The organism is Streptococcus symci (assembly GCF_006385165.1).
Classification (GTDB): Bacteria; Bacillota; Bacilli; order Lactobacillales; family Streptococcaceae; genus Streptococcus; species Streptococcus symci.
The window spans coordinates 851,366-877,482 of the sequence record NZ_VFJA01000001.1 but is presented as its reverse complement, the minus strand read 5'-3'; the positions used below and the strand labels follow the sequence as shown (position 1 = coordinate 877,482).

The 26,117-nt window shown below is 40.9% G+C and carries 24 protein-coding genes and 1 tRNA gene; all 25 read right to left on the bottom strand.

Translation table 11 applies throughout. The annotated features are described in order from the left end of the window. Nucleotide 1: 1 nt before the first annotated feature. The 25 genes from FJN11_RS04240 to efeB all read right to left on the bottom strand — a co-directional run bounded on the left by FJN11_RS04240 (nucleotide 2) and on the right by efeB (nucleotide 26,116). Complete coding sequence (locus tag FJN11_RS04240; protein WP_140224139.1) at nucleotides 2-928, bottom strand: bifunctional riboflavin kinase/FAD synthetase; 927 nt, start codon at nucleotides 926-928, stop codon at nucleotides 2-4. Nucleotides 929-1,070: 142 nt separating this feature from the next. Further along, nucleotides 1,071-4,610 (bottom strand): chromosome segregation protein SMC, encoded by a 3,540-nt coding sequence (gene smc / locus FJN11_RS04235; protein ID WP_140224138.1) that lies wholly within the window; start codon nucleotides 4,608-4,610, stop codon nucleotides 1,071-1,073. After that, complete coding sequence (gene rnc / locus FJN11_RS04230) at nucleotides 4,601-5,299, bottom strand: ribonuclease III (protein ID WP_140224137.1); 699 nt, start codon at nucleotides 5,297-5,299, stop codon at nucleotides 4,601-4,603. The genes smc and rnc overlap by 10 nt, the downstream gene beginning before the upstream one ends. Before the next feature lie 183 nt (nucleotides 5,300-5,482). Next, nucleotides 5,483-5,554, bottom strand: a tRNA-Arg gene (locus FJN11_RS04225). Between the two features lie 66 nt (nucleotides 5,555-5,620). Beyond that, entirely contained in the window at nucleotides 5,621-6,607 is a 987-nt protein-coding gene (locus FJN11_RS04220) for a GMP reductase (RefSeq protein WP_042751268.1), read from the bottom strand. A 201-nt stretch (nucleotides 6,608-6,808) separates the two neighbouring features. After that, entirely contained in the window at nucleotides 6,809-7,588 is a 780-nt protein-coding gene (locus FJN11_RS04215) for an L-threonylcarbamoyladenylate synthase (protein WP_000160505.1), read from the bottom strand. Between the two features lie 25 nt (nucleotides 7,589-7,613). Further along, nucleotides 7,614-8,207: a 3-isopropylmalate dehydratase small subunit gene (leuD, locus tag FJN11_RS04210; protein ID WP_070478986.1), complete on the bottom strand. Its 594-nt coding sequence runs from the start codon at nucleotides 8,205-8,207 to the stop codon at nucleotides 7,614-7,616. A gap of 9 nt (nucleotides 8,208-8,216) precedes the next feature. Further along, on the bottom strand, nucleotides 8,217-9,599 hold the full coding sequence (gene leuC, locus FJN11_RS04205) for a 3-isopropylmalate dehydratase large subunit (RefSeq protein ID WP_140224136.1): 1,383 nt from the start codon (nucleotides 9,597-9,599) through the stop codon (nucleotides 8,217-8,219). Between the two features lie 3 nt (nucleotides 9,600-9,602). Beyond that, nucleotides 9,603-9,872, bottom strand: coding sequence for a DUF1294 domain-containing protein (locus FJN11_RS04200; protein WP_140224135.1), 270 nt, complete (start codon nucleotides 9,870-9,872; stop codon nucleotides 9,603-9,605). Beyond that, a complete protein-coding gene (gene leuB, locus FJN11_RS04195; protein WP_140224134.1) occupies nucleotides 9,869-10,906 on the bottom strand; it encodes a 3-isopropylmalate dehydrogenase in 1,038 nt (345 codons plus the stop codon). Before leuB ends, FJN11_RS04200 begins: the two co-directional genes overlap by 4 nt. Nucleotides 10,907-10,917: 11 nt before the next feature. Continuing rightward, the gene (locus tag FJN11_RS04190; protein WP_140224133.1) at nucleotides 10,918-12,480 is read right to left on the bottom strand and encodes a 2-isopropylmalate synthase; all 1,563 of its coding nucleotides are present in this window, start codon (nucleotides 12,478-12,480) and stop codon (nucleotides 10,918-10,920) included. A gap of 313 nt (nucleotides 12,481-12,793) precedes the next feature. Further along, the gene (locus FJN11_RS04185) at nucleotides 12,794-13,450 is read right to left on the bottom strand and encodes an MmcQ/YjbR family DNA-binding protein (RefSeq protein ID WP_140224132.1); all 657 of its coding nucleotides are present in this window, start codon (nucleotides 13,448-13,450) and stop codon (nucleotides 12,794-12,796) included. A gap of 43 nt (nucleotides 13,451-13,493) precedes the next feature. Beyond that, on the bottom strand, nucleotides 13,494-14,126 hold the full coding sequence (locus tag FJN11_RS04180) for a copper homeostasis protein CutC (protein ID WP_140224131.1): 633 nt from the start codon (nucleotides 14,124-14,126) through the stop codon (nucleotides 13,494-13,496). Nucleotides 14,127-14,219: 93 nt separating this feature from the next. Next, nucleotides 14,220-14,579: a YbaN family protein gene (locus FJN11_RS04175; RefSeq protein ID WP_001237214.1), complete on the bottom strand. Its 360-nt coding sequence runs from the start codon at nucleotides 14,577-14,579 to the stop codon at nucleotides 14,220-14,222. A gap of 105 nt (nucleotides 14,580-14,684) precedes the next feature. After that, the gene (topA, locus tag FJN11_RS04170) at nucleotides 14,685-16,772 is read right to left on the bottom strand and encodes a type I DNA topoisomerase (protein ID WP_140224130.1); all 2,088 of its coding nucleotides are present in this window, start codon (nucleotides 16,770-16,772) and stop codon (nucleotides 14,685-14,687) included. A 117-nt stretch (nucleotides 16,773-16,889) separates the two neighbouring features. Continuing rightward, nucleotides 16,890-17,738, bottom strand: a complete 849-nt coding sequence (gene dprA / locus FJN11_RS04165; RefSeq protein WP_140224129.1) for a DNA-processing protein DprA — start codon at nucleotides 17,736-17,738, stop codon at nucleotides 16,890-16,892. A gap of 87 nt (nucleotides 17,739-17,825) precedes the next feature. Beyond that, complete coding sequence (locus tag FJN11_RS04160) at nucleotides 17,826-18,515, bottom strand: CTP--phosphocholine cytidylyltransferase (RefSeq protein ID WP_020902399.1); 690 nt, start codon at nucleotides 18,513-18,515, stop codon at nucleotides 17,826-17,828. A gap of 11 nt (nucleotides 18,516-18,526) precedes the next feature. Beyond that, the gene (locus tag FJN11_RS04155) at nucleotides 18,527-19,405 is read right to left on the bottom strand and encodes a DMT family transporter (protein ID WP_125415806.1); all 879 of its coding nucleotides are present in this window, start codon (nucleotides 19,403-19,405) and stop codon (nucleotides 18,527-18,529) included. Beyond that, a complete protein-coding gene (licA, locus tag FJN11_RS04150) occupies nucleotides 19,395-20,264 on the bottom strand; it encodes a choline kinase LicA (protein WP_140224128.1) in 870 nt (289 codons plus the stop codon). The genes FJN11_RS04155 and licA overlap by 11 nt, the downstream gene beginning before the upstream one ends. Nucleotides 20,265-20,280: 16 nt before the next feature. Continuing rightward, entirely contained in the window at nucleotides 20,281-21,303 is a 1,023-nt protein-coding gene (locus tag FJN11_RS04145) for a ribitol-5-phosphate dehydrogenase (RefSeq protein WP_049488776.1), read from the bottom strand. Nucleotides 21,304-21,307: 4 nt separating this feature from the next. Further along, nucleotides 21,308-22,015 (bottom strand): IspD/TarI family cytidylyltransferase, encoded by a 708-nt coding sequence (locus tag FJN11_RS04140; RefSeq protein WP_049488774.1) that lies wholly within the window; start codon nucleotides 22,013-22,015, stop codon nucleotides 21,308-21,310. Nucleotides 22,016-22,352: 337 nt separating this feature from the next. After that, a complete protein-coding gene (gene tatA / locus FJN11_RS04135; RefSeq protein ID WP_000512113.1) occupies nucleotides 22,353-22,523 on the bottom strand; it encodes a twin-arginine translocase TatA/TatE family subunit in 171 nt (56 codons plus the stop codon). Next, the gene (tatC, locus tag FJN11_RS04130; RefSeq protein WP_115904413.1) at nucleotides 22,507-23,238 is read right to left on the bottom strand and encodes a twin-arginine translocase subunit TatC; all 732 of its coding nucleotides are present in this window, start codon (nucleotides 23,236-23,238) and stop codon (nucleotides 22,507-22,509) included. Before tatC ends, tatA begins: the two co-directional genes overlap by 17 nt. Continuing rightward, nucleotides 23,239-24,927, bottom strand: a complete 1,689-nt coding sequence (locus FJN11_RS04125; RefSeq protein WP_125430027.1) for an FTR1 family protein — start codon at nucleotides 24,925-24,927, stop codon at nucleotides 23,239-23,241. Next, nucleotides 24,902-26,116, bottom strand: a complete 1,215-nt coding sequence (gene efeB / locus FJN11_RS04120; protein WP_000136411.1) for an iron uptake transporter deferrochelatase/peroxidase subunit — start codon at nucleotides 26,114-26,116, stop codon at nucleotides 24,902-24,904. The genes FJN11_RS04125 and efeB overlap by 26 nt, the downstream gene beginning before the upstream one ends. Nucleotide 26,117 lies beyond the last annotated feature (1 nt).

Sequence of the window (26,117 nt, the reverse complement as noted above, 5' to 3'; positions counted from 1 at the left end):
CCTACTCTCCATCCTTCCAATTCCGAGCAATTTCTTCATCCTTCTGGAGTTGGTCTACCAGTTCTTCAACGGAGTCAAATTTGACCATTTCACGGACACGGTCTAGCCAGTAGACAATAACTGTTTCACCGTAAATGTCATCTGAAAAATCAAAAATATTGACTTCAAAACGTGGCTCTTCTCCATCGAAAGTAACATTTTTCCCGACACTCGCCATTCCACGATATCTTTTACGCTGCACTTCAATATCGACTACGTAAACACCATCAGCTGGCATATAGGTTCGATCTCTTAAAACTAAGTTTGCTGTTGGGTAACCGATAGTCCGTCCACGAGCATTGCCATGAACAACCATTCCACGTGACGGTAGGGGAGTGCCAAGTAACTGACCAGCTTCTCTGACATCTCCATCAAGAATAGCTTGACGAATGCGAGTAGAACTAATTTTCCCCTTTTCATCCTCAACAGGAGGAACAATGATGATTTCTCCATCAAAATAGTCCTTCAAATCATCCGCAGTTTTCTTATCAGAACCAAACGTATAATCAAATCCCGCTACAATAATCGCTGGTTTTAATGCTCTAACATAGGTATCAAAGAACTCTTGACCCGTCAAACTAGCAAATTTACTACTAAAGTCAAGTAAGAAAAGAGCCTCTACTCCATGCCATTTCATCTTATGTTCTCGTTCTTCATGGCTGACAATATGAAGCATTAATTCTGGCTTGTACGGTTGCAAAGCAAGCTTCGGAGACTCTGTAAAGGTCATCACGACAACTGGAAGATAATCTTTCATAGAAGCCTTACTAGCTACTTCAAAAAGCTTCTGATGTCCCTTATGAATACCATCAAAATAGCCTAATACAAGAACTGTTTTATCCGGTACTGCGATGTCTTTTTCATTTTTTATAGGTACTGTTGTAATCATGAAACTATTATATCATAGAGAAAGCCTTTTCGCTAAAAGGAAAGCCCAAATGTCGTTTTTTGCCCCTGAACTGACCTTAAAAACTTTTCAAAATGTTAGTTTAAAAAAATAGCACCTCCTAAGAGATGCTATCATTTAGTGCTTAGTTTACTGTTTCTTCCAAATCTTTTAACTTAACTGAAACAATTTTTGAGACACCTGATTCTTGCATAGTCACTCCATAGATGGAATCAGCCGCTGCCATGGTTCCTTTACGGTGGGTTACGACGATAAACTGGCTGTCCTTATCAAATCGATTGAGGTAATCCCCAAAACGCTTAACATTAGCTTCATCCAGCGCAGCCTCTACCTCATCCAAGATGACAAATGGGATAGTCTTAACTCGAATGATAGAGAAAAGCAAAGCTAGAGCCGACAGGGCTTTTTCACCACCACTCATAAGGTTGAGAGACTGGATTTTCTTGCCTGGTGGTTGAACAGAAATCTCAACCCCAGCTGTCAGCAAGTCTCCCTCAGTCAAAATGAGGTCCGCCTGACCTCCACCAAACATCTGCTTGAAGGACACTTTAAAGGACTCACGAATAGCTTCAAAGGTTGATTTAAAGCGGTCCTTGACCTCATCATTCATCTCTGTAATGGTTTCAAGGAGCAGATTTTTCGCTGACAAAATATCATCTCGCTGACTATTTAGAAAGTCCAGACGGTTGTGCACTTCTTCGTACTGTTCAATAGCATCCAAGTTGACAGGACCCAGCGAGCGAATAGCCTTCTCTAAATCTTTAACCTCTTGCTCTGCCAGATTGAGGTTTTCCAATTCATGTGCCTTTTCTAGTGCTTCAGTATAGCTAATCTGATACTGGTCTGTTAATTGACTTTGTAAATGGCGTAAGCGCTCGCTGACCTTTTCTTTCTTAGCTTCAGCACGTGTTTGCTTGCGAATCCACTCTTCATTCTGCTGGCGAGCCTGATCCAAATGACTAGCAATATCATCCAGTTGACCTTCTATATCATCCAATTCAAACTGCTTGCGAATCAAACCTTGTTGGAGATTTGTTTTCTGAGTTTTGGCTTCTTCGGCCTGTTGACTGAGCAATTCTGTATCAACCTTCTCCAGATTATCAACCTTTTCTTGAAGAAGGCGCTGGATTTCTTCTTGTTCGATATCTAAATTGTCTAATTCCTTGCCTAAACGCTCAATATCAGCTACTTCATAACGTTTTTGCCCTTGTAGTTCTGTCTTAAGCAGGCGAGCTTGCGCTAGCTCTTCCTGCAAGTTTTGATAGCGTTCTTGGATGGCATTTTTGTTGGACTTAATCTCTTCAATCTCTGCTTCCAGATTTTGCTTGTCACTGGCGATTGTAGCAAGACGCTCTTGGCATTTTTCTTTATCTGCTTGCCAACCTCCCTCAGAAAGACGATTTAATTCCTCTTCTTGAAGTTTCCAAAGAGTTTCCAGTTCCTCAACTTGCTGACTGGTCTGCTGATAAGCGAGGGACAAGCCTTGCTCCTGAATACGAGCCTGCTCCCCCTTAGATTTGATGGCTTCTAATGATTCGGTCAATCTAGCAATCTCATCTTGTAAGGTCTTCAAAGCCACTTCTTCTGAACGAAGACTTGCTTCCTCTTCAGCAATTTCTTTTTGTAATTGCTCCAGTTCTGGTTTGATAAAAATACTGTTATTCTGGCGATTGGCACCACCTGCATAAGAACCACCTGTGCGCAACTCTGTCCCATCCAGTGTCACCATACGAACCTGATAACGAACTTGTCGAGCAGCCGCACGCGCATGTTCTACGGTATCAAAGATAGCCGTCGTAGCTAGCAAGTTCTTGAAAATGGCTTCCAGTCTAGTATCGAAAGTAACTAACTCATCTGCCATGCCCAGAAATCCTGAACTTGCAGCAATAGTATCTTGGTTCTGACTAGAAATCGTACGCGCCTTAATAGTTGTCAAAGGAAGGAAGGTTGCACGACCGGTTCTGTTTCGTTTGAGGAAATCAATCGCCTTGGTTGCCGCGTTTTCATCTTCTACGATGATATGCTGGCTGCTGGCTCCAAGTGCAATCTCTAGAGCAGTTTGATAATGCACATCAAAGGTCAGGTGCTCACTAACAGCACCAATAATTCCACCAAGGCGATCTTTTTCTTGGAGAACACTCTTAACACCTGCATAAAAATTACTGTGATTTCTCAGGATATTTTCCAAACTTTGAGCTCTAGCCTGCTTGTTTTTAAGACTGTCCAGACGGTCAAAGAGTTGACTTTGTTGAGCTTGATAGGAAGCTTTCTGCTCCACTTGCTCCTTGGCAATAGCTTGATAGTCGGCCAATAATTTCTGAACCTGCTCCTTAGCAGCTTCAAGCTCGTCTTTTTGCTGACTAGCCTTCTCTTTAGCTGTAGCCAGCTGTTCTTTCAGCTTTTCTAGTTGATCTGCTTGTTTTTGAGAAAGCTGACGACTATTTTCCAACTCGTTTTCGATACGGGTCAACTGGTTTGAGACATCCGCTTCTTCTTGTAAAAGCGCCACAAAGCGTTCACGCAAAAGCTCAATCATCTGATCAGGATCATCTGAAAAAGCTAGCAATTCAGCTTCTAAACGATTGAGTTTTTGATTATTTTGGACTAGATTTTCCTCTAAGAGGGCTAAAGAGCTTTCCTTATCAGATTTTTCTTTGCAGAGTGAATTTCTCTTATCCTCTAGAGCAGCCAAACGAGCTTGTGCTTCCTGTTGATTCAGGGCTACTTGCTCAGATTCTAGTTTAGATAGGGCTAATTTTCTCTCTAAATCACTAATCAGACTGGTCAAGTCCATCAAACGTCCTTGGTCTTTGGCCATTTCAGCCTGTAAATCTTGGCGTTGCTTTTTAAGAGATTGATTTTCTTCTTCTAATTTTTCACGCTTTTGGTAATAACTCGTCAAGAGTTCCTGAACCTGTGCCAACTCTTCTTCTGTCGAGTCTAGTTCAGCTTTATTTTCCTTGATTTGAGCAACTAAAACATCCAAGTAAATAGCTTTACGTTGGCCTTCCAAGTCTAGAAACTTACGAGCATTTTCAGCTTGTTTCTCAAGAGGCTTGATTTGATTGTCCAACTCATAGATAATATCCTCTAAGCGGTCTAGATTATCCTGAGTTTGCTGCAGTTTACTCTCAGTTTCTTTTCGACGAGTCTTGTATTTCAAAACTCCAGCAGCTTCTTCAAAAATAGCTCTGCGTTCTTCAGGCTTGGAGTTGAAAATCTCCTCAACCTTCCCTTGGGAAATAATGGAGAAGGAATCTCGTCCCAAACCTGTATCCAAGAAAAGATCATGAATATCACGCAGACGTACTTTCTTACCGTCAATCTTGTATTCGCTATCTCCGCTACGATAGATATGGCGTTCTACCCTGATTTCTTGACCTGCATCCTTGATAAATCCGTCATGATTATCCAAAGTCACAACTACAGAAGCATAATTGAGCGGTTTGCGACTTTCTGTTCCAGCAAAGATGACATCCGGCATCTTGCCGCCACGGAGACTCTTAACACTTGACTCCCCCAAGGCCCAACGCAGACTTTCTGTAATATTCGACTTTCCAGATCCATTGGGACCAACAACTGCCGTCACTCCTTGGTCAAAAACGACCTTAGTCTTGTCAGCAAAAGACTTGAATCCCTGAATTTCGATTTCCTTTAAATACATGAATCCAGCCCTTTCTCAACGGCATTTTTGGCAGCTTCCTGCTCTGCTAGTTTCTTAGAACGACCTTGACCTTGACCAATGCTCTTACCTTCGACAAGAACTTCTACATCAAAGACCTTATCGTGGGCAGGACCCGTTTCAGAAATCACCTGATAACGAATAGCCACATCCCCATTAACCTGAAGCAACTCTTGGAGATGGGTTTTGTAGTCTGTAATCATCTCAAATTCGCCTGCTTCAACCTTAGGAATCATGACTTGATAGATAAATTCCTTGACCTTGGCCACATCCTTGTCCAAAAGGAGGGCACCAAGAAAGGCTTCAAAGGCATCACCAAGAATGGTATCACGATTGCGACCACCAGATTTTTCTTCCCCCTTACCCAGCTTGATAAACTGATCAAACTGACAATCACGCGCAAAACCAGCCAAACTCTCCTCGCGGACAATCATGGCACGGAGTTTAGACAAATCACCCTCAGGTTTTTTAGGATATGTTTTATACAGATATTCTGAAATCAATAACTGTAGAACAGCGTCTCCTAAAAATTCCAAGCGCTCATTGTGTGAAATTTTTAAGAGGCGGTGCTCATTGGCATAACTCGTATGAGTAAAGGCAGTTTCCAGTAACTTTTTGTCTGCAAATTCGATTGCAAAATGGTTCTTTAGTACAGTTTGTAATTCTTTCATACCAACCTCTTTCTAACTGATAACAGTCCTTTTTATTATATCAAAAAAAGCCCCCTGAGTCACTTTAAAACGGGACTGGAGAGCATTTGGGCATTCTTTAAAAAGAGATTTTCAGTTTTAAGGTCCAATTTAGGGCTGTGTAAAGAAAAAAGCCCTATTAAAGGCTTTTTTAGGATGTTTACATCCACCCTGAGGGAATCGAACCCCCATCTCAAGAACCGGAATCTTACGTGATATCCATTACACTAAGGGTGGAAACTTGTTTTATTATAACAGAAATTTGCTCTAATAACAAGTTTTTTTCTGGCCATATAGCCTGTCTTAGTGGGAAGCATCCCCATTCCAGATTGAGTTTTTCACGATAACATAATCAACGTGTTTAAGGTCAGCAACCTGACGTCCACCTGCATAAGAAATAGCACTTTGAAGGTCTTGTTCCATCTCAGTTAAAGTGTCTTGCAGATGACCTTTGGCAGGAAGCAAGATACGTTTGCCTTCCACATTTTTGTAAGCACCTTTTTGATATTGCGAGGCTGAACCGTAATATTCTTTGAACTGTTCACCATCGACTTCAATCGTTTTCCCTGGACTTTCGATGTGTCCTGCAAAGAGGGAACCAATCATGACCATGCTGGCACCGAAACGGATAGACTTGGCAATATCGCCGTGAGTACGAATTCCTCCATCAGCGATAATCGGTTTACGAGCAGCCTTAGCACACCAGCGTAGAGCAGCCAACTGCCAACCACCTGTACCAAAACCAGTCTTGACCTTGGTGATACAAACCTTACCAGGACCGATTCCAACCTTAGTCGCATCCGCACCAGCATTTTCCAATTCACGTACAGCTTCTGGTGTTCCCACATTTCCAGCAATGACAAAAGTTTCAGGTAATTCTTTCTTGATGTGTTGAATCATAGAAATCACGCTATCTGCATGACCATGAGCGATGTCAATCGTGATGTATTCTGGAGCATCAGCCTTGAGTTGGCTAACGAAATCATACTCATAGTCCTTAACACCGACAGAGATAGAAGCAATGAGCCCTTGATCGTGCATTCGTTTAATAAAAGGAATGCGTCCTGCTTCATCAAAACGGTGCATAATGTAGAAGTAACCACCTTTAGCCAGTTGCTCTGCTACATTTTCATCCAAAATTGTCTGCATATTAGCTGGCACAACAGGTAGTTTAAAGGTGTGATTTCCTAGAGTGACACTTGTATCTGCTTCTGCACGGCTTTTAATCACACATTTATTTGGAATCAATTGAATATCTTCGTAATCAAAAATTGGAAATTCATTTAACATATCGATGTCTCGTTTCTTTTGTAATGACCTACCTATGCTCTCGCATCACTACGCCTTTTCCGACGTTTCCTTAATTTATTATAAACTAAAGTACAGTTTTTGTCAAATATTTTTATAAATTAAATTATATTGTTCGGATTTTACTTGTATTAAAAACAAAAGAAAGAGGAGAGATTATTTTCTCCCCACTTCTTCTACATTCTAATAATACTCACCCTGGCGGTAGTCCCATGAGTTAAAGGTGTCTGACAGGTGCATCATAATCTTATCAATGTCAAGCCCTTTACGGATTACAACTGGAGCTGGTGAAGTTGAACGTGCTCCTCCTTGTTCTGGGATGAGTTTGCCGTCTTTATCAACCATAGAGACCATCACACCTTGCTCATAGCGAGTTTCAATCGTTTTGTCAGGCTGGATAGAAGCAACGTAGTCATCTGCCTCAATGACAAGGTCCACTGCCCCTTCGATACGTTCTCCAATACCTTCTACTTTACCACGGTTTCCTTTTCCAGATGGGTTAGCTGATGAGGCATAAACCATCTTGCCTTCTTCCCAAAGTTTGGCAGCCAATTGTTCACCAGCTTTCCCAAATTTGATAACAAAACAGCTAGTACCACGCACGTCAGTCATCAGTTCTTCACGGCCATCCCCGTATGCTTTTAGTTTTTCAAAGGCTTCTGGTTTCCAAGGAAGGATACAACCAAGAAGAATATCTTCATCCCAATGTTTTTGGTAAAAGGCTTCAATTTCTGGGTTGAGTTGTGCTAAAGCGCGAAGCTCATCCATGCTACCGCAGAGAACAACACCTGGTTTGTTACGGTTACGTTCTTTGGCTTCAAACTTACGTTCAAGACCAGCCTTGTCACTAGTCATGATAATATAACCAACTTTTGTAGGGCAAACGATACATCCGCCCTCCCCTTTTAAAATATCATAACCTTCTTGTGAAAGTGTTCCGTTCCATTGAATATGTTTTGTCATAGTTCTATTTCCTTTTCTATTTTTTCTAATCCTGCCAATAGGCTGGTCGTTGTTTTTCATAAGCAGCAATCAAATCTTCATACTGCAAGGTAATACCGATATCATCCAAACCATTTAAGAGTTTGTGTTTCCATTCGCTATCAATTTCAAAAGTGAATTCTCCAACTGGTGAGATGATTTTTTGTTGTTCCAAGTCCACAGTTACCTGATCGGTTGGTTTAAGCTGGGCTAGCTTTTCTCTAACCTCTCTGGACTGAACAATAGGCAACATACCATTATTGAGTTCATTATTGTAATGAATGTCACCGAAAGATCCTGCAATCACGACCTTAAAACCGTAGTCTGCTAGTGCCCAAGCTGCGTGTTCCCTCGAAGAACCTGCCCCAAAGTTATCCCCTGAGATGAGAATACTGGCTTTTCGATATTCAGGTCGGTTAAAGACAAAGTCTGGATCCTCAGTATACTTGTCATCTAGATAACGCCACGCATACATAAGGTACTTACCAAAGCCTTTCTTATCAATTAACTTGAGAAACTGCTTGGGTAGGATTTGGTCGGTATCGATGTTATCATTCATGAGAGGAACGGTCGTTCCCGTATAAACTGTAAATTTCTCCATATCCTCTCCTTACTGGGCTTCTGGCATTTGCCGAACATCTACGAAGCGCCCTGCAATAGCTGCCGCAGCTGCCATGGCTGGACTGCAGAGATGAGTCTTAGCGCCAAAGCCTTGTCTGTCTTCAAAGTTTCGGTTGCTGGTTGAGGCGCAGTGGACGCCATCAGGTACCTTGTCTGGATTCATTCCAAGGCACATGGAGCAACCGGGGTCTCTCCACTCAAAGCCAGCATCTAGGAAAACCTTGTCCAAGCCTAACTTCTCAGCAGCTCGTTTGACAGGACGAGAGCCTGGGACTACAATAGCCGTTAAGTTGGGAGCAATTTTCTTCCCTTTGACAAACCGAGCAGCCAGTTGTAGGTCGCTGAGTCGAGCATTGGTACATGAGCCAATAAAGATATAGCCTAGTTCAATATCCGCTGGCTTTTGACCAGGCTCCAAGTCCATGTAATTGTAGGCTCTCTCATCATTCATATCCTTAATTTCTGGGAATCTACTGTCAAAGTCAACCCCCATAGCGGGATTGGTTCCCCATGTTACCATAGGAGCTAAGTCTGAGACATCCATCTTGATAACCTTATCATAAACGGCATCATCATCACTGACAAGCGTCTTCCAGTCAGCAACCGCATCCTCAAAAGCTTCGGGAACACATTCCCGTCCCTTGAGATAATCATAGGTGGTTTGATCCGGATTCATGATTCCCATCTTGGATCCAAACTCGATGGACATATTGCAGATGGTCATTCGCTCTTCCATGCTCAGCGCATCAATAGCTTGTCCACGATATTCCACCACGTAGCCAACGCCGCAAGCAACGCCGTACTTGGCAATCAAGGCGAGAATGTAATCCTTAGAATAAACTCCTTTTTGACGAACACCAGTGAATTCCACCAGCATTTTCTTGGGTTTGACCTGCCAGAGGGTCTGTGTCGCAAAGACATGTTCGACCTCACTGGTCCCAATTCCAAAGGCAATTGCTCCGAATGCTCCGTGGGTTGCTGTATGGCTGTCTCCACAGACGATGAATTTTCCTGGTTGGGTTCGTCCTGTTTCTGGACCTACCATGTGAACAATGCCCTGCTTTTCAGAACCATGTGCAGCATGTTCAATCCCAAACTCCTCAACATTTTCAGCCAGCTTATCAATTTGAGCCTTGGAAATTACATCTCGAATATCGTAGATATTGACAGTAGGGACGTTGTGGTCAAAGGTTCCAAATGTCAAGTCTGGTCGTCTTAATCTGCGACCTTCGTCTCGCAATCCTTGAAAAGCCTGTGGACTGGTCACTTCGTGAATATAGTGCTGGTCCACATACATTAGTTGGGGCTGCCCCTCTTCACCTGTGATGACATGGCGTTCCCATAATTTATCAAAAATCGATTTTCCTGCCATCCATTACCTCCAAATAACATATAAGGCTACTAGTGTAGTCACCATCCCAAGAAACCAAACTGTTTTAAAGTACCATTTTCTAGTCTTGTGGTGAAAAATGATTCCTGCTAACCAGGCCCCAAAACCACCACAAGTAAGGGCTAAAATGAGTAAGATTTTCTCTGGGATTCGCCACGCTCTTCTTCTTGCCTTAGATTTGTCAATGCCATAAATCAAGAAAATCATGACATTCCAAATCAAGAGGGCAAGAGTAATTTTTTCATCTAACTTCATAACCTTGCAATAATAGCTTCCGTCATTTCCTTGGTCGAAGCCTGTCCTCCTATATCTCTCGTTAAAATTCCTGCTGCCAAACTGGCCTCAACAGCACGCTCGATACGCTCTACATCATCGTGACGTCCGAAACTATCTCTCAACATCATGGCCACTGATAAAATCATGGAGATAGGATTGGCAATTCCTTGACCTGCAATATCAGGCGCAGAACCGTGAATGGGTTCATAGAGACTTGGTCCATTTTCAGAATGACTAGCTGATGGCATAACCCCAAGTGTGCCAGATAGAACGCTTGATTCATCTGAGAGAATATCTCCGAAAAGATTTTCTGTCACGATGACATCAAATTTAGCAGGATTGGTAATCATAAGCATGGCAGCTGAGTCTACCAACTGGTGTTCCAAGGTCACATCTGGGAAATCCTGCGCGACTTCCTCAGCTACTTTCCGCCAGAGTTTTGATGTTGCCAACACATTTTGCTTATCAATGCTAGTGACGATCTTTCTTCGTTCCTTTGCTATTTTAAAGGCTTTGCGAAGAATCTGCTCCACTTCCTTATAGCTGTAGTCGTTGATATCACGCGCTTTACACTCTTCAAGAATATGATCTCCAAAGTAGATCCCGCCTGTCAACTCACGTACCACGACAAAGTCCACACCAGCTATTCGTTCTGGTTTGAGAGGTGACAAATGCTTAAGACTCTCAAAGATTTTTACAGGGCGAATATTAGCATAGAGATTGAGTTCCTTACGAAGAGCCAGCAAGCCCTGTTCAGGGCGAACCGCTGCTCCATCATACTGAGGACTACCGATAGCCGCTAGGAGGATGGCATCTGCTTCCCTACTTGCCTTGAGGGTTTCATCAGGCAAGGGATGCCCTGCAGCATCAATACCTGCACCTCCGAAGGGTCTTCTATCAATCTCATAGTCAAAACCTGTTTTTTCAGCTAGAGCCCCCAGAACCTCTAAACCAGCCTCCATGATTTCTGGGCCAATTCCGTCCCCTGCTAGAGCTACTATTTTCTTTGTCATAGCCTTCTCCTTTACACACTAGGCATATCGCGATAGGAAACACTGCGTCCCATCTCACCAGCATTCTCTTTTTGAACAAAGGTATTAGCATTGGTATAGGCAATAGCAGAAGCCTTCAACACATCGAAATCAAGACCTGCTGCGTTAAAGATGGTTTCTGTATCTCTGTTTTCAACAGTGACCAAGACTCGAGCCTGGGCATCAATTCCATCCGTTACCGCGTCAATAGTATAGGACACCAAGCGGACGGATTGGTTAAAGAACTTGTCGATAGCGTTGAAGATTGCTTCAACAGAACCTTGTCCTGACGCGTTGAACTCAACTTTCTCACCATCCATATTAGCCAGACTAACAAGCGCTTCAATGTTATTGTCTGCATGAGTTTGAAGTTGTAAATCATCAAAGTGGAAGCCTTCTGGGTTTTCAACCATGGTTCCAGCGACCAACGCTCGAATATCTGCATCTGTGATTTCTTGTTTCTTATCTGCCAGTGCCTTGAACTTAGCAAAGAGTGGTTTGATATCCTCTTCTGAAAAGTCTAGGGCCAATTCTCTTAGTTTTTCAACAAAGGCATGGCGACCTGACAATTTACCAAGCGGAAGGCTATTGCTCTTAACACCGACCAATTCAGGGGTGATGATCTCATAAGTGAGAGGATTTTTAAGGACTCCGTCTTGGTGAATACCAGATTCGTGAGAAAAGGCATTACCACCAACCACAGCCTTGTTTTTAGGAACCGGAATACCTGAGAAGCGAGAAACCATTTCTGACGTATTTATTGTTTCATTTAAAACAATACTGGTTTCTGCTTGGTAGTAATCTTGGCGAATATTGAGAGCCACTGCTATTTCTTCCAAGGCAGCATTTCCAGCTCGCTCCCCAATACCGTTTATAGTCCCTTCGACACGTCCTGCCCCATTCTTGACAGCTGCAAGGCTATTTGCTACTGCCATTCCAAGGTCATCATGACAGTGAGGCGAATAGATGATCTGACGATCCGTCTTGACATTCTCTATCAGGTATTTGAAGATAGCACCATATTCCTCTGGCGTGGTGAATCCAACCGTATCAGGAATATTGATATAAGACGCCCCTGCATCAACCGCTGTTTGAACAACTTGCAGCAGGAAATCCAACTCTGTTCTGGTCGCATCCTCTGGAGAGAACTCGACAACCTCAAACTTAGAACGGGCATAGGAAACATGCTCCTTAATAGCTTCCAAAATCTCTTCCTTGCTCTTATTGAGCTTATACTTACGATGAATCGGACTGGTAGCGATAAAGACGTGAACCTGTGGATACTTAGCGTCCTTGAGGGCCTCGTAACAAGCATCAATATCAGACTTGACAGAGCGTGCTAAACCAGTCACCGCTGTTTTCTTCAAGACCTTGGCAATCTCCTGCACTGCTGTGAATGAATCAGGACTCGCCGCTGGAAAACCAGCTTCAATTGCTGAAATGCCCCATTTCTCCAGCTGTCTTGCAATGGCTATTTTTTCCTTTATTGAAAAATTAACACCAGGTGTCTGTTCTCCATCCCGAAGGCTGGTATCTAGAAATTCAACTGTTCTCATAAGATTTCCCCTTTTCCAAATATGGTTTTAAAAAAACATCTCGCTCAGAAACCCAAGCGAGATGTTGATTTACTCCCGCTTGGTAAGCCAAACAGGACTAATGCTTTTTGCACTAGCCCGAGTACCTCAACAACAAAGCAACTTGATTAAACTTAGCTGTTTTCATGTTTGACTTTCTCCTTCGTTTGATATCTTGTTTAGTATTTTAGCATAGGCAAAAGCACTTGTCAAGAAAAAATCCAATATTTTCTGAAAATTTCTTCAGTATAGAATATTTAGCTAATTGAAAGTTCTTGAAAATCCTTGAAATGTTTTATTTTTTAATAGTTAAATTCCAGCTTCTTTCTATCAATTCCAGTACCTCTTCATCTGATAAAGTATCATCAAGAGCCACACTAATCCAGTAGCGTTTGTTCATATGGTAAGCTGGATAAATACCTTTTTGTGAAAGCAAATCAGCTACTTGGTCATGCTTGAGGTTGACTGCTTCCACCTGTCCTTCTCTGCCCTTTTCCAGCTTCTCCCAAGAGATTTTCATCAAAACGGAATACCACTTTTGATTGCCTTCATGACGTAATACTGCCGTATCAGGAGATTTCTCCCATAGATATTCCAACTGATTTCCATACTTTTCCTGAACCTGAACCATGATACGCTTAGTCTGAGGACAGATAAAATCTTGTGCATCAAAACAAGCCTTCCGAATTTGGTAAAGAATCTCCAAACAAGCCTCACGGACATTTCCGACAAAACTTCCTCTCATGCTTTCCATATGAACTTGAGGATAGAGATCACCAGTCTCCTGGTCAAAGACTTGAAAACTCACATTATCAGCAGTGATGGATACAATCATGACAAAGTCACCTTGCAAAAACTGGCAACTATAGGTCCAGACTCCACTATTTTCTACAAAACCATAATCATGAGCCTTTTCTTGATTAAACTGATAGGATTTAAAAATTTCAAACATAAGTGAAAACTGCTACCCAAAGCTAGCAGTTCCTTTCTATTTTTTAAAAGACAACCTTGGTTCCATGCAATTGTGTCACACCCAGCTGGTCGATAAAGGTTTGACGGTTGTCAAGGTCAATCCCCCCACCTGGTAGAATTTCAATCTTACCTTTAGCATGCTCCAAAATTCTGTGATAGTGAGCAAAACGTTTTTCTAAGGAGTCGCCAGACACACCAGCACGAGTTAGGATACGAGTGACACCTGCTTGGCTGAGCCAGTCAATGGCTTCCAGTTGATCTTCATCACTCAATTCATCAAATGCCATGTGGAAGACAATTTCCATTCCTCTTGATGCAGCAATTAACTTTTCAAGATTAGGCTTATCCAACTTCTTATCAGCAGTTAAAGCTCCAAAAACAACCCCTTGACTGCCAGATTGAGCAGTCAAACGAATGTCTTCTAGCATAATAGCAATTTCTAGGTCATTATAGACAAAGTCGCCACCACGTGGACGAATCATGGTCATGATGGTCGTATCGTAGTTAGCTGCCAATTCAACCGCTGCCTTAGTCACTCCATAGCTGGGTGTTGTCCCACCAACTGTAAGATTATCACAGAGTTCGATTCGACGAGCTCCAGCCTGCATCGCTTTTTCAAGCAAGGTCACATTTTCAGCACAAAATTCGTAAATCATTTGATTCTCCTTGAAGATTACTTTAAATTTATTATATCATATTGTTGTGAATATGCTTTCAATTTTATCAAGGGAAATAGTTACAAATTTTACCTATTCTTTGTCTGGAATGACCTTGAAGAGATAATAAGTGATAAAGATTGTCAAAGCACCCAGACCGATTTTGACTGGTAAAAGAGGTGCAAAATAAATGGAAATTCCCATTAAGATGTAGATAGATACGATGATTTTTTTCTTTCGTTCACGCGCAATAGACTTAGTCTCGCGAAAATCAGCTACATATGCTTGATAGAGCTTGGTATGATAAAGCCAGTCTTCGAAACGCTTGGAACTTCTGGAGAAACAAGCAATAGACAGTAAAAGAAAAGGTGTTGTAGGCAACAAGGGTAAAACTACCCCAACAATAGCCAAGGCCAGTGATAAGAAACCAATTATTAGATAAATAAGACGCATAACTACTCCTAATTAAAATAATCTTCTTCTAGTTTCGCATACAATGATGAATTTTGTCAAGCTCCAACCAGAAAGAGCCTGAAATTCACTTTCAGGACTCTCCTCTTATTTAATCTTTTCCTCCTCGTAGTCGCCATTACTACAAACAACCTGCTTGCCACCACCACGGACTTTTTTCTCCATGAGGAAGTTGCCACATTTTGGACAGTCACGACCAACAGGCTTGTCCCAAGAGGTAAATTCACATTCTGGATAGCGATTGCAACCATAGAAGAGGCGATTACGTTTGGTTTTACGCTCAATGATTTGTCCTTTATGACAACTTGGACACTCAACGCCGATTTCTTTCACGATTGCTTGGGTATGACGGCAATCTGGGAAATTGCTACAAGCGTAGAACTTACCAAAACGACCAAGTTTAATGACCATTGGACTGCCACACACTTCACAGTCAAATCCAGCTGGTTCATCCTTGATCTGGATTTTTTCCATTTCTTCTTCAGCCTTGGCCACTTCTTTAGAGAATGGTTTGTAAAAGGAGTCTATAACACGTTGCCACTGCTCTTTTCCGACTTCGACATCATCCAGCTTGCCTTCCATTTCAGCTGTGAAGGTCACGTTTACGATATCTGGGAAGTAGTCAACAATGAGCTTGTTAACAATTTCTCCCAACTCTGTCGGTTCAAAACGTTTAGCTGCAAGGCGAACATAGTAACGTTTCTGAATAGTTTCAATGGTTGGCGCATAGGTGGATGGGCGGCCAACCCCATTTTCCTCCAAGGTCTTGATCAGTGTCGCTTCAGAATAGCGAGCAGGTGGTTGAGTGAAATGTTGCTCTGGTTTGCTATTGACCTGTTTGACCACATCTCCCACAGCCATATCTGGTAACATCTTATTCTTGTCAGAATCATTATAAATGGCAAGATAACCATCAAACTTAACCTGACTACCATTTGCAGCAAATTGAACTCCATTTTGAGACAATTTAACAGCCATGGTATCAAAGACAGCAGCTGTCATCTGGCTAGCTACAAAACGATTCCAAATAAGAGTATAAAGCTTGAGCTGATCCTTATCCAGATACTTAGCGATGCTTTCAGGTGTATTAAAGACACTAGACGGACGAATAGCCTCGTGGGCATCCTGAGCTCCTGAAGCATTTTTGACCTTGCTACCATGCTTAGAATACTTGCTACCAAAACGATCCGTAATGAAACTTGCAGCTTCATTTTGGGCTACAGGACTGATACGGGTCGAATCAGTACGCATATAAGTAATCAAACCTTGGACACCAGAACCAATATTAATCCCTTCATAGAGCTGTTGGGCAACCATCATGGTTTTTCGAGTACGGAAGTTAATTTTATTGGCAGCATCCATCTGCATAGATGAAGTAGTATAAGGTAAAGGAGCATTGCGTTTGCGCTCTTTCTTATCTACCTGATCCACTGAAAAATCTTTGCTAGTCAGACGAGACAAGACTTCTTTGACTTCTTCGTTAGTAGTCAATTTTTTCTTCTTGCCATTTACGCTATAGAAAGAAGCTTGAAATTGCTTGCTTCCCTTTTTAAAAACCCCATCAATGGTCCAATATTCTTCAGGTTGAAAGGCATTGATTTCATTCTCTCGATCAATGATAAGCTTGAGGGCAACTGACTGCACGCGCCCAGCTGATAACCCCTTCTTAACCTTTTTCCACAAAATAGGAGAGATGGAATAACCTACCAAGCGGTCTAAGACACGACGAGCCTGTTGGGCATCTACCAAGTCCATATCAATATTGCGCGGTTCTTTAAAAGCATTTTTGACTGCATCCTTGGTGATTTCATTGAAGACCACACGGTTGGCATCATTTTCATCCAAGTTGAGAATATGAGCCAAATGCCAAGAAATCGCTTCTCCTTCACGGTCCGGGTCACTCGCCAGAAAGACTTTATTAGCTTTTTTAGCTTCTTTTTTCAAGTCATTGATAAGAGGACCTTTTCCTCGGATATTGATATATTGCGGTTCATAATTATTTTCAATATCGACGGACATACTAGATTTCTTCAAATCACGGATATGGCCGACGCTGGCTAAAACCTTGTAGTTTCTGCCGAGATATTTTTCAATCGTCTTGGCCTTAGCAGGCGACTCCACGATTACTAGATTTTTTTTAACTGTTGATTTTTTCTTTTTTGTTGCCGTAGCCACAGTATCACACCTTTTCAAAGTAATAAACTTTATAAAGTGTAAACCATTTTGCCATAACTGTCAAGACTTAGCTCTTATATATAGAAGAAAAGTTGGTTTAAAAAGCAAAATTTCGTCTTAAAATTCAAATTCCGCAAGAACATCTTGCCCACTGGTGACCAATTTTGCTCCTTCTTGAATCAAATGATGACATCCATCAGATAGTCCATCTAAAATGCTACCAGGTATAGCAAAAACATCGCGTCCTTCTTCCATTGCCCTCTCACAGGTAATGAGACTACCTGAACGCATCTTAGCCTCTGCTACAATCACACCACGACAAAGTCCAGCAATGATGCGATTACGGGCAGGAAAATGAAATTTTAGAGGTTGTTCACCAGGTCCATACTCACTGAGAACCAGATGGTCATTGCCGATGTAGTCTTGCAAGCGTTTATTAGCTTTAGGATAAAACACATCCAGTCCTGTTCCAATCACTGCAATGGTTTTTCCGCCATTCTGAAGAGCTGCCATATGCGCTGCTGTATCAATGCCCCTGGCTAGTCCACTGACGATAACCAGTTCATTTTCCAATCCCTGAATGACTTTTTCAACTGACTTAGCTCCCTGTTTGCTACAAGCACGACTTCCTACGACTGCTACCTTAGGAAATTTCAAGAGATCCAGATTTCCCTTGTAAAATAAAAGTACAGGCGCATCATATATTTCACTCAAATCCCAAGGGTAACAGTCATCTAAAATAGAGAAAGATTGAAATTTTTGAAATTCTTTCTCCAAATGCGCATCATCTATCTGAAAATAACGTTCCATAAAAACAGCTGGATTTCGACAACCTGATATATCTGCAATATCACCTAACAACAGTTCTTGATCAACATTTTCACCGTATTCTAGGACATTCAAAATCTGTTGATTGCTCAAACCTGATTTTTTTAACTTATAGATTTCATAGTTTGTGATTTTCATAAATATCTCCATTTCTTTTTCTACTCATCTATTTATTCGTAAAAAAATCAAAAAACATCCGACTATTTCAGCCAGATGTTGGAATCTTTAATTTTCGTTTTTAAGAATTTCTTCCAATTTATGATAATCTTGGACACTGTCAATTTCATAGATGCTGTTGCCTTCTAATTCTTCAACATAGACATCTAGTTCTTTGATATTATCCTTAACCATATTATCCCAATAGAGGTCAACAAATTCACCACTTGCATAAGCCTTGTCGATAAAGCTGACAATCTTTTCTGCAGTTGGAGCATCCCAGAAGGATACACCACTCAGGATACGACCAGCTTTGCTATCAACAATAATGTCTTGAACCTTGTAGTCATCGCCATAGACTAAGAACCATTCGTTGGTACAATCTTCACGATAAACACTAAAATAAGTAGAACGTGTCAAATCATTGCGGAACATATTTTTAAAGAGATAATTGTCAGCATCAATAACATAGCTGTTAGCTAATTCTTCTTTTACAAGATAGAGAGAGTAAAAGTTATTGTAGTCAGCGTATTTATCATTGAAAACGAGGCGAACACCATATTTTTCTTTTAAGTAATCAAATTGTTCTTTAAGGTAACCAACAATGATGATGATATCATGGATACCTTTTTCTTTTAAAAACTCAATTTGGTATTCAATCAAAGGTTTTTGATTAACCTGAACCAAGGCTTTAGGGGTATTTTCAGTCATAGGACGCAAGCGAGTTCCCAATCCCGCTGCTAAGATGATGGCTTTCACACGAATCTCCTTTATTCTTTAATAATAATATAAACTCCAGCAATGACGACAAGTGACGTAATAATTGTCAGCATATCTAGTGGTGCACCCAAGAAAATAACTGCAAACAAGACAGTCCAGACTACATAGCTCACGTTCAAGCCTGTAGCCTTGGCTGGTTGTAAGCGATTGATAGCGATATAATAAGCCAAGTAGGAAATCATATCAAAGGCTGCAAAGACAATCATAAGACCTAACAATTGTCCATTAGCTACTTCTGCAAATGACTGATGAGAGAAGAGCACAATCACAAGATAGGACAAGAATGAAGTCACTTGACGGATTAAGAGAGCTTCGATTTCACTCAATTCACTTTCCATAGCAAAAGAGCTAAGGACACTTTCACTCCCCCATGCAATGGCACAAACCAAAGCACAGAGAATCCCAATGTAGAAGGAATTGACCTGTTCAACCTTATAGGTCTGGGCAATAATTCCTGCAATAATCAAGATAATCCCAAACACAGTATTTTTCGAAATCTTGTGCTTCAAGAAGAAGAAAGCCAATAAAACTGAAATCGCAGGGTAAATAGCTGATACAGATGAAGCTAAAGAACTTCCGATATACTTAACTGCATAAAGATTGGCCTGCATACCGATAGGGCCTGCTAGTAAGGCGCCGATGATAACACTAACATTGCGAATATTTAAGAAAATTGAGAGACGAACTTTTCCTTCTTTTACCAAGAGAAAAGCTAGTAAGATAAAGATACTCAAGAAATCATGAGCAGCGGCTACCACAAAGGGTGACAAATCTGTAAAAATCGAAAAGATATAAGCACTGATCGTTAGACCTAACCCCCAGAAAATACCTGAGAGTAGACCAAAAGAAACTCCATTTTTATTTTTCATCAGAACCTCCATAATAAGCTAGACCTTTAACAGCTCTTTGGTAACGATTCACACCATAATCACCAAAATCTGCACCTTGCTCTTCCTTATAGACTGTCCATAGACTCCAAATAGCATCTTGCAAAATTTTATAAATGGTAATCTTTTCTCGAGAGACCGGCGTTTGATCACTCTCATAGTGAGATAAGAAAGCTTCTTCCTCTTGGGGAGTGAATTCAGACTCTAAAAAGAGGGCTGCCAAATCCCACATTGGATCGTTCATTGATGAATATTCCCAGTCAATTAGATAAAGTCGTCCTTGAGGTGATTCGATAAAGTTTTCAGGCACCAAATCGATATGACAAGATTTTCTGTCAACACCTAAGTCAGCCAGTCTTTTCTCTAAAGAGAAGACTTCTTCTCTAACTGCTTCATAGTTGGCATAAGGGATTTTCTCTTCAATCAAGGATTCATATTTTTTGATTTCTTCAAACGGAGCAAATTCTCCTCTTAATTCCTTGCCAGAAGCATGAATAGTTTGTAATATTGGAGCAATTTTATCAAATTTGGTCTTGATTGACGTTGAATCAAGCGTAATCGCAGATTCAATATACTCATTTACTTTGATACCAGCTTCAATATCAAAAAGATAATTTTTGACATCTAGGTCTAAATCTTTAAGTAGTTCAAGATTGTACTTTTCATCTTGACGATTGATCAGTTTTTCAGTCCCTTTACCAAAGAACTTAACGATGTACTGCTTATTTGTTGTTTTGGCCAAATAGTTTTGATTGGTCATTCCCCCCAGTTGTTCAACACTGAGGACTTCCTCTTCTTGACTAAGTAAGGAAGAAATTTTTTCTTTAATGATTTTCTCCACAATTAACCTCCAGCACCTATACTTCCCACTTAAACACTGTTTTAAAGGCTGTGTTTAAATCGGTCGCAAAGACACGGTGAATATCTTTAATTTCTCTTACAGGTTCTTCTAGATAAAGGATATTTTTAAGACGATTGGCAAATTTCTTGACTTCCATCATTTGGATTGCATTTTCAAAATCAATGCGACCAGAACGAGAGGAGCCTACCAAGAGCAAGCCCTTTTCTAAGGCATCGCGTGTATTGAGATTGACTTTATACTCGCTAACACCCATCATGAGAATCGTTCCCTGAGGACGAATATAGCGAATCAGGTCATTAATAGCTGGTCCAGTACCATCACCACCACAACACTCAAAAGCATGGTCAAAGGCCAAATCTTCAGGAATATTATCAGTAATATAGCATTCCTTGGCAAAAGAGAAGAGTTCCAACTTTTCCCAATGACGACCAATAACCACAATCTCTGCTTCTGGCAAAGTATAGTTGATAATATTGGCAACCACAAAAGCTAAACTTCCATCTCCGATGACGGCGATTCGGTCCCGCTTGCTATGAGCAAGTGTCAATAAGCGATTCATAGCATGCATACCGACACTGACAAACTCTGTAATGGCTGCAACCGTATCTTCGATAGCATCATAAGGCACCACACGATCTTTAGGGAGAGAAACAAATTCTCTCATAAAGCCATCAAAGCCACTAGACAAGAAATGGGTCCCTATCATGTAGTTTTCATAGAATTCTTCATCACTCTGCATAGGAGGCTGATTGGGAATCATGACAACTTTTTGACCAACCTCGTAGGTTCCTGTCGGGTCAGAAATAACGGTTCCACATGACTCGTGAATCATTGCCATTGGAAGTTTTTTATTCAAAATCTTCGGATCACGTTTTCCTTGGTAGTAACGCTGATCCGCATGACAGACCGCCATATAATTAGGGCGGATGAGGATATGATTCTCTTGGTCAATAGCCTCTTCCTGATATTTGACATTGATAAACTTAGGCTTTGTTAGTTGGTAAATTTGATTAATCATTTTATTACTCTTCCTCAATCATGCTTTTTGCAATCTTCAAATCTGTTACTGTAGTAATTTTCAGATTTGAATATTCACCCTTAGCCAAGGCTACATCTTTTCCTTTGATTACAAAGATTTTACATGCATCTGTTAAGATTTCTTTCTCTTCGGCAGAGAGAGAACCGTAAAGATCCATGAAGTCCTTGCAACGGAATGTTTGAGGTGTTTGTCCTTGATAGAGGTGAGCACGATTTGGAATATCTGTAATAAATTGACCGTTAGTACTTTCAACGATAGTATCAACCGCTTCTACCACTGTGTCCACTGCGTCATGATTTTGAGCAAGTTTGATATTGTCTTGAATCATACGAAGCGTAATGAATGGACGAACAGAATCGTGGGTAACAACGATGTCCTCTGGAGTAAGCGGACGATAAGCATCAATGGCTTCAATGATTTTCTCAATACTCGTATTACGGTCAGCACCACCTTTTGTAATGATGATACGATCTTTATGAAGAGGTAGATATTTATCTACAAGATCCTCTGCATGGGAAACCCAGTCTCCATGAACCCCAACCACAATTTTTTCAATACTTGGTTCCAAGACAAATTTTTCAATTGTATGAATCAAAATAGGTCGATCACCTAGCTCTAAAAATTGTTTTGGCAAATTACTGATTCCCATACGTGTGCCAGTTCCACCGGCAAGAATTCCTGCATAAATCATCTATTTTCTCCTTTGTCTTACTAAAAAAACTTATTCTCTCTATTATACCACAATCTAGTCCTATCATAAAAGAAATACTAGTCATCCCGTTCTAGAATAGGAGGATTAAGCAGTTCCATTATTCAAAGAAACTAGTCCATTTCTAGTAGTGACTAGGAATTCAATAGTCATTACTAATAAATGGCTGTGAAATTTTAGAGTTCTTCAGAATAATATAGTTTTCTTAAAGAAAGCTTAAATTTATATTTTCTTAATACAAGAAAAAGCTAGGAAATAATAAATTGTCCGATAGAGACACACTTCCTAACTTCTTATTTTTTAGTAAAACTCACCAGTCTTACTCTTCCTTATCTTGATTTTCAGTTCCTTTAACTGCTTTTTTAAATTCAGACAGCATTTTACCGATTGACTCGCCTAGTTCAGGCAATCGCTTTGGTCCGAAGATCAAGAGAGCTCCTAAAACGATAATAATCAATCCTGGTGCTCCGATATCACGTAAAATTCCCATTTCTCTCTCCTTTCTGCTTGCGTTTCATAATGTGTTTGCTGATAGCAATACTCAATTCATAGAGTAATATCAAGGGGGCAGTCATTGCCAAATCGCTGACAAAGTCAGCTGGTGTCAAGATGACTGCGAGTACCAATAAAATAAAATAAGCATATCGGCGATAAGCAATCAATAATTCTGGTTCAATGAGTCCAATTGACGTCAAAAAGGCAATGATAACTGGCAATTCAAAAATCAGAGCCAAGGGCAAAGTCGTTTGAAAAACAAAGGACAGATAATTTTGAGCTGTTAACTGTGTTTCAAATAGTCCTTCTCCTAGCCCTAATAAAACCTGAAGTAAGGCTGGTGTTACAAAGTAAAAACCAAAAGCCAGTCCAACTAGAAAACAAAGGAAACTAGCTGGAATATAGGCAAAAATTGCTCTAGCTTCTTCCTTTCTTAAACCAGGTTTGATGAAAGACCAAATATGATAAACTGTATAAGGTAGGGTGATGGTAAAGGCCATCAGACTAGCCAAACGTATGTATATCCATAAAATATCATTAGGACCTAAAACAATCAACTTTTGCTGAAAAGATTGGGTCACATACTGGTAAATCTGGTCTGCAAAAAGCAGAGAAACACAGAATACCAAAAAGAAACAAATGACCACTGCCAATAATCTCTTTCTAAATTCTACCAGATGTTCAACGATTGTCAATTCTTTTCTATCCATCTATTCTTCACCCTGTCTGAAAGTGACAATCAAAACGATAACAACAAAGATTAGCTGACTGACCAAGCCTTCCCAACTTGGATAAATTCCAAGCAGGTCAATCGTTGGAAATCCTGTCAGCAAGTGATTTGGCGCCATATTTGTCAACTGAAGAGCATGGATACTAACTCCCAGCATCTTGAAGGCTAGGGCATAAATCATCCAAGTCAGGATAAAGAAGACCTTATGTGGCAGGAAGAATTGACTGGCCTTGTTCATCACGATGGCAATAACTACCAGAACCAGCAAGGCAAGTGAAATTCCCAAGACAAATTCAAAACTGGAAATTCTTGGTAAAATCCCAACATAAAAAAGAATGGTTTCTGCTCCCTCACGGAAAACAGCTAGAAAACTGAGGGCAAACATAGAAATAAAGGATCCTGTCTTGGTCACTGTTTCCATTTGTGACTCCATAAAGGCATTCCATTTTTTGACTGAAGATTTGCTATGAAGCCAGATTCCAATCACAATCATCATAGCTACCGCAAAAATCCCAACTGCTCCTTCGATGATTTCACGATTGGATCCTGATGTTACTGCTGGAAAGGCAATTTGCAGGATGAAAGCAATAAGAAGACTGGCCATGATTCCAGTGATAGCACCACCATAAACCCACTTGAGCCCTTTTCGCATCTTGGCTGCTTTCAAGGTTGTTACCAAGGCCATAACGATTAAGAGAGCCTCTACACCTTCTCTTAGAAGAATCAGCATGGCATCAAAGGCATTGTAACGTGCGCTGGTATCAATTTGTGATAAATCTGCAATCAGTTTTTCTAATTTTTCTTGATATTCCTTCTCACTTCCCTTGACCATAATCACAGGGCTTTCACTCTCCACTCTAGTATAGAGGGATGGATTGGTCGTGCTAACAGAACCCTCAATCGTTGGCCAGATAGTGATGAATTCCTTCATACTAGCTTCTCCTGATGCTTGATCACCAGCTTGGAATTGTTCCAAAGCCTTCTTCAAAAGGGCAATACCGTCTTTAAGAGTCAAACTAGAAGATGCTTCTGCGACTTCTTTTCCAGTTACAAAATCATCAATAGCCTTTTTTAAGTCCTCGAAGGAAGTCTGGATTGAGTTAAAATCCGTAGGCTCGGTTTCCATACTACTACGCAAGAAAGAAATAGCTGTTTCAACACGTCCATAATGGGCCGTACTATTGTCACGAACCACACTTTCATTGATAGTCCAAGTGGAATTCATTTTCTTAAAAGCTTCTCGGATCTTTTCCAAATCTTTGGATGCAATGGCCTGCTCTAAGGCTTCAAAACGAGGACTTAGACGGTTTACCAATTTTTCTTTTTCAGCATCTAAGTCAACAGGATTTTGTTCTTTTTCAAAGGCTAATAGGGCTGCAGAAATTTCAGTGAGTTTATCTTCAGTGATATCTCCTGATTGAGCTAACTTTTCCTTGATGACTTTACCAGCCTCAGAATTGCTGTCTTCTACTCTTTCAAAGTCTGTTGCCATCTCCTTAACGAGTTTCTGGGCTTCAGACTGATCACCATTTTTTACTGCTTTAGACGCATCAGTGATTTTCACAAAGTAAGAACTCAAGCTTTCTTGGGCACCTACTGGGGAAAGAATTAAAAGTGACAAAGCTAAAACCAAGAACCAGCTTTTAGCCTTCCAGTAATTTTTGTCCAATGTAGCCTCCTTTCTCCACACCACCAAAGCAAGCAAATAGGCCACTACCGATGTGAGTGATATATTCATTCATCTTATCTGTAGCACCTAGATTGGTTTGAACCTTGACAAAATTATCAGGATCTTTCTGGAAAGAAATGAAGAGCAAGCCCGTATCAAACTGGCCAGTCTTTTCATCAATTCCATCAGAGTAAGAATAAGAACGACGTAAAAGGGGCTTATCCACTTCTTTGGCCAAACGAACATGCGAATCATCTGGTAAAAGACTCAAATCCACTTCATCAAACTCATTTTTCTTACCAAAGGGGGCACCACTTTCCTTGTAACGACCAAAGGTATTTTCTTGTTCTTCAAGACTAGTGCGGTCCCAGGTCTCTAAAAACATCTGAATCCGACGAACTGCCATATAAGAACCATTTTCCATCCAGTCCTTACTATCAGCCCAGATAACGCGGTCAAAGTCTTGCTCCTTGGTTGGATTTGCTGTTCCATCTTTAAAACCAAAGAGGTTACGCGGTGTCTCCATTCGATCTCCGATTGCTGCAAAACCAGACTGACTCCAACGAAGGGTCACTGCATTTCTGCCCTTACGGATGAGATTGCGAATAGCATGAAAGGCAACCTGCTCATCATCGGCACAGGCCTGAATCACAATATCTCCACCTGTATATTTTTCACGCAATTGCTCTTTAGGAAAAGGCGGTAAATCCCTGAACACTTGAGGACGCTTGTTCTCCAAGTTCATCTTTTTCAAGAAACTGGCAGACACACCAAAAGTCAGCGTCAGACGATGAGGGTTAAGCCCGACTGTTTCACCAGTATCGCTTGGAGGCAAGAGAGCATTCTGGCCATCTTTTTTGACCAGTTCCCCTTCAACCAACTTGGCACTATAATCCGTCCAATCCTTGAATAGTTGGATAATCTTATCTCTATCCGTCGTATGTAGGTCCAAGACAACAAAATAGATATTCTTTTGCATGGGCGTACTAATCCCAGCTTGATGCTTGCCATAAAAAGCAATTTTTTCATTTCCGTACGAGATTTTTTCCTGACTTCCTAGCTTAGGTGCGAAAAAAGCAGAAGCACCAGAGAGTCCTAGCGCTAAACCAGCCCCTCCAATCCCTGCTTTTTTTAGAAATTCTCGACGGTCCATTTTCTTCTCAAAAAACTTTTCGTCTTTTTCAGTCATG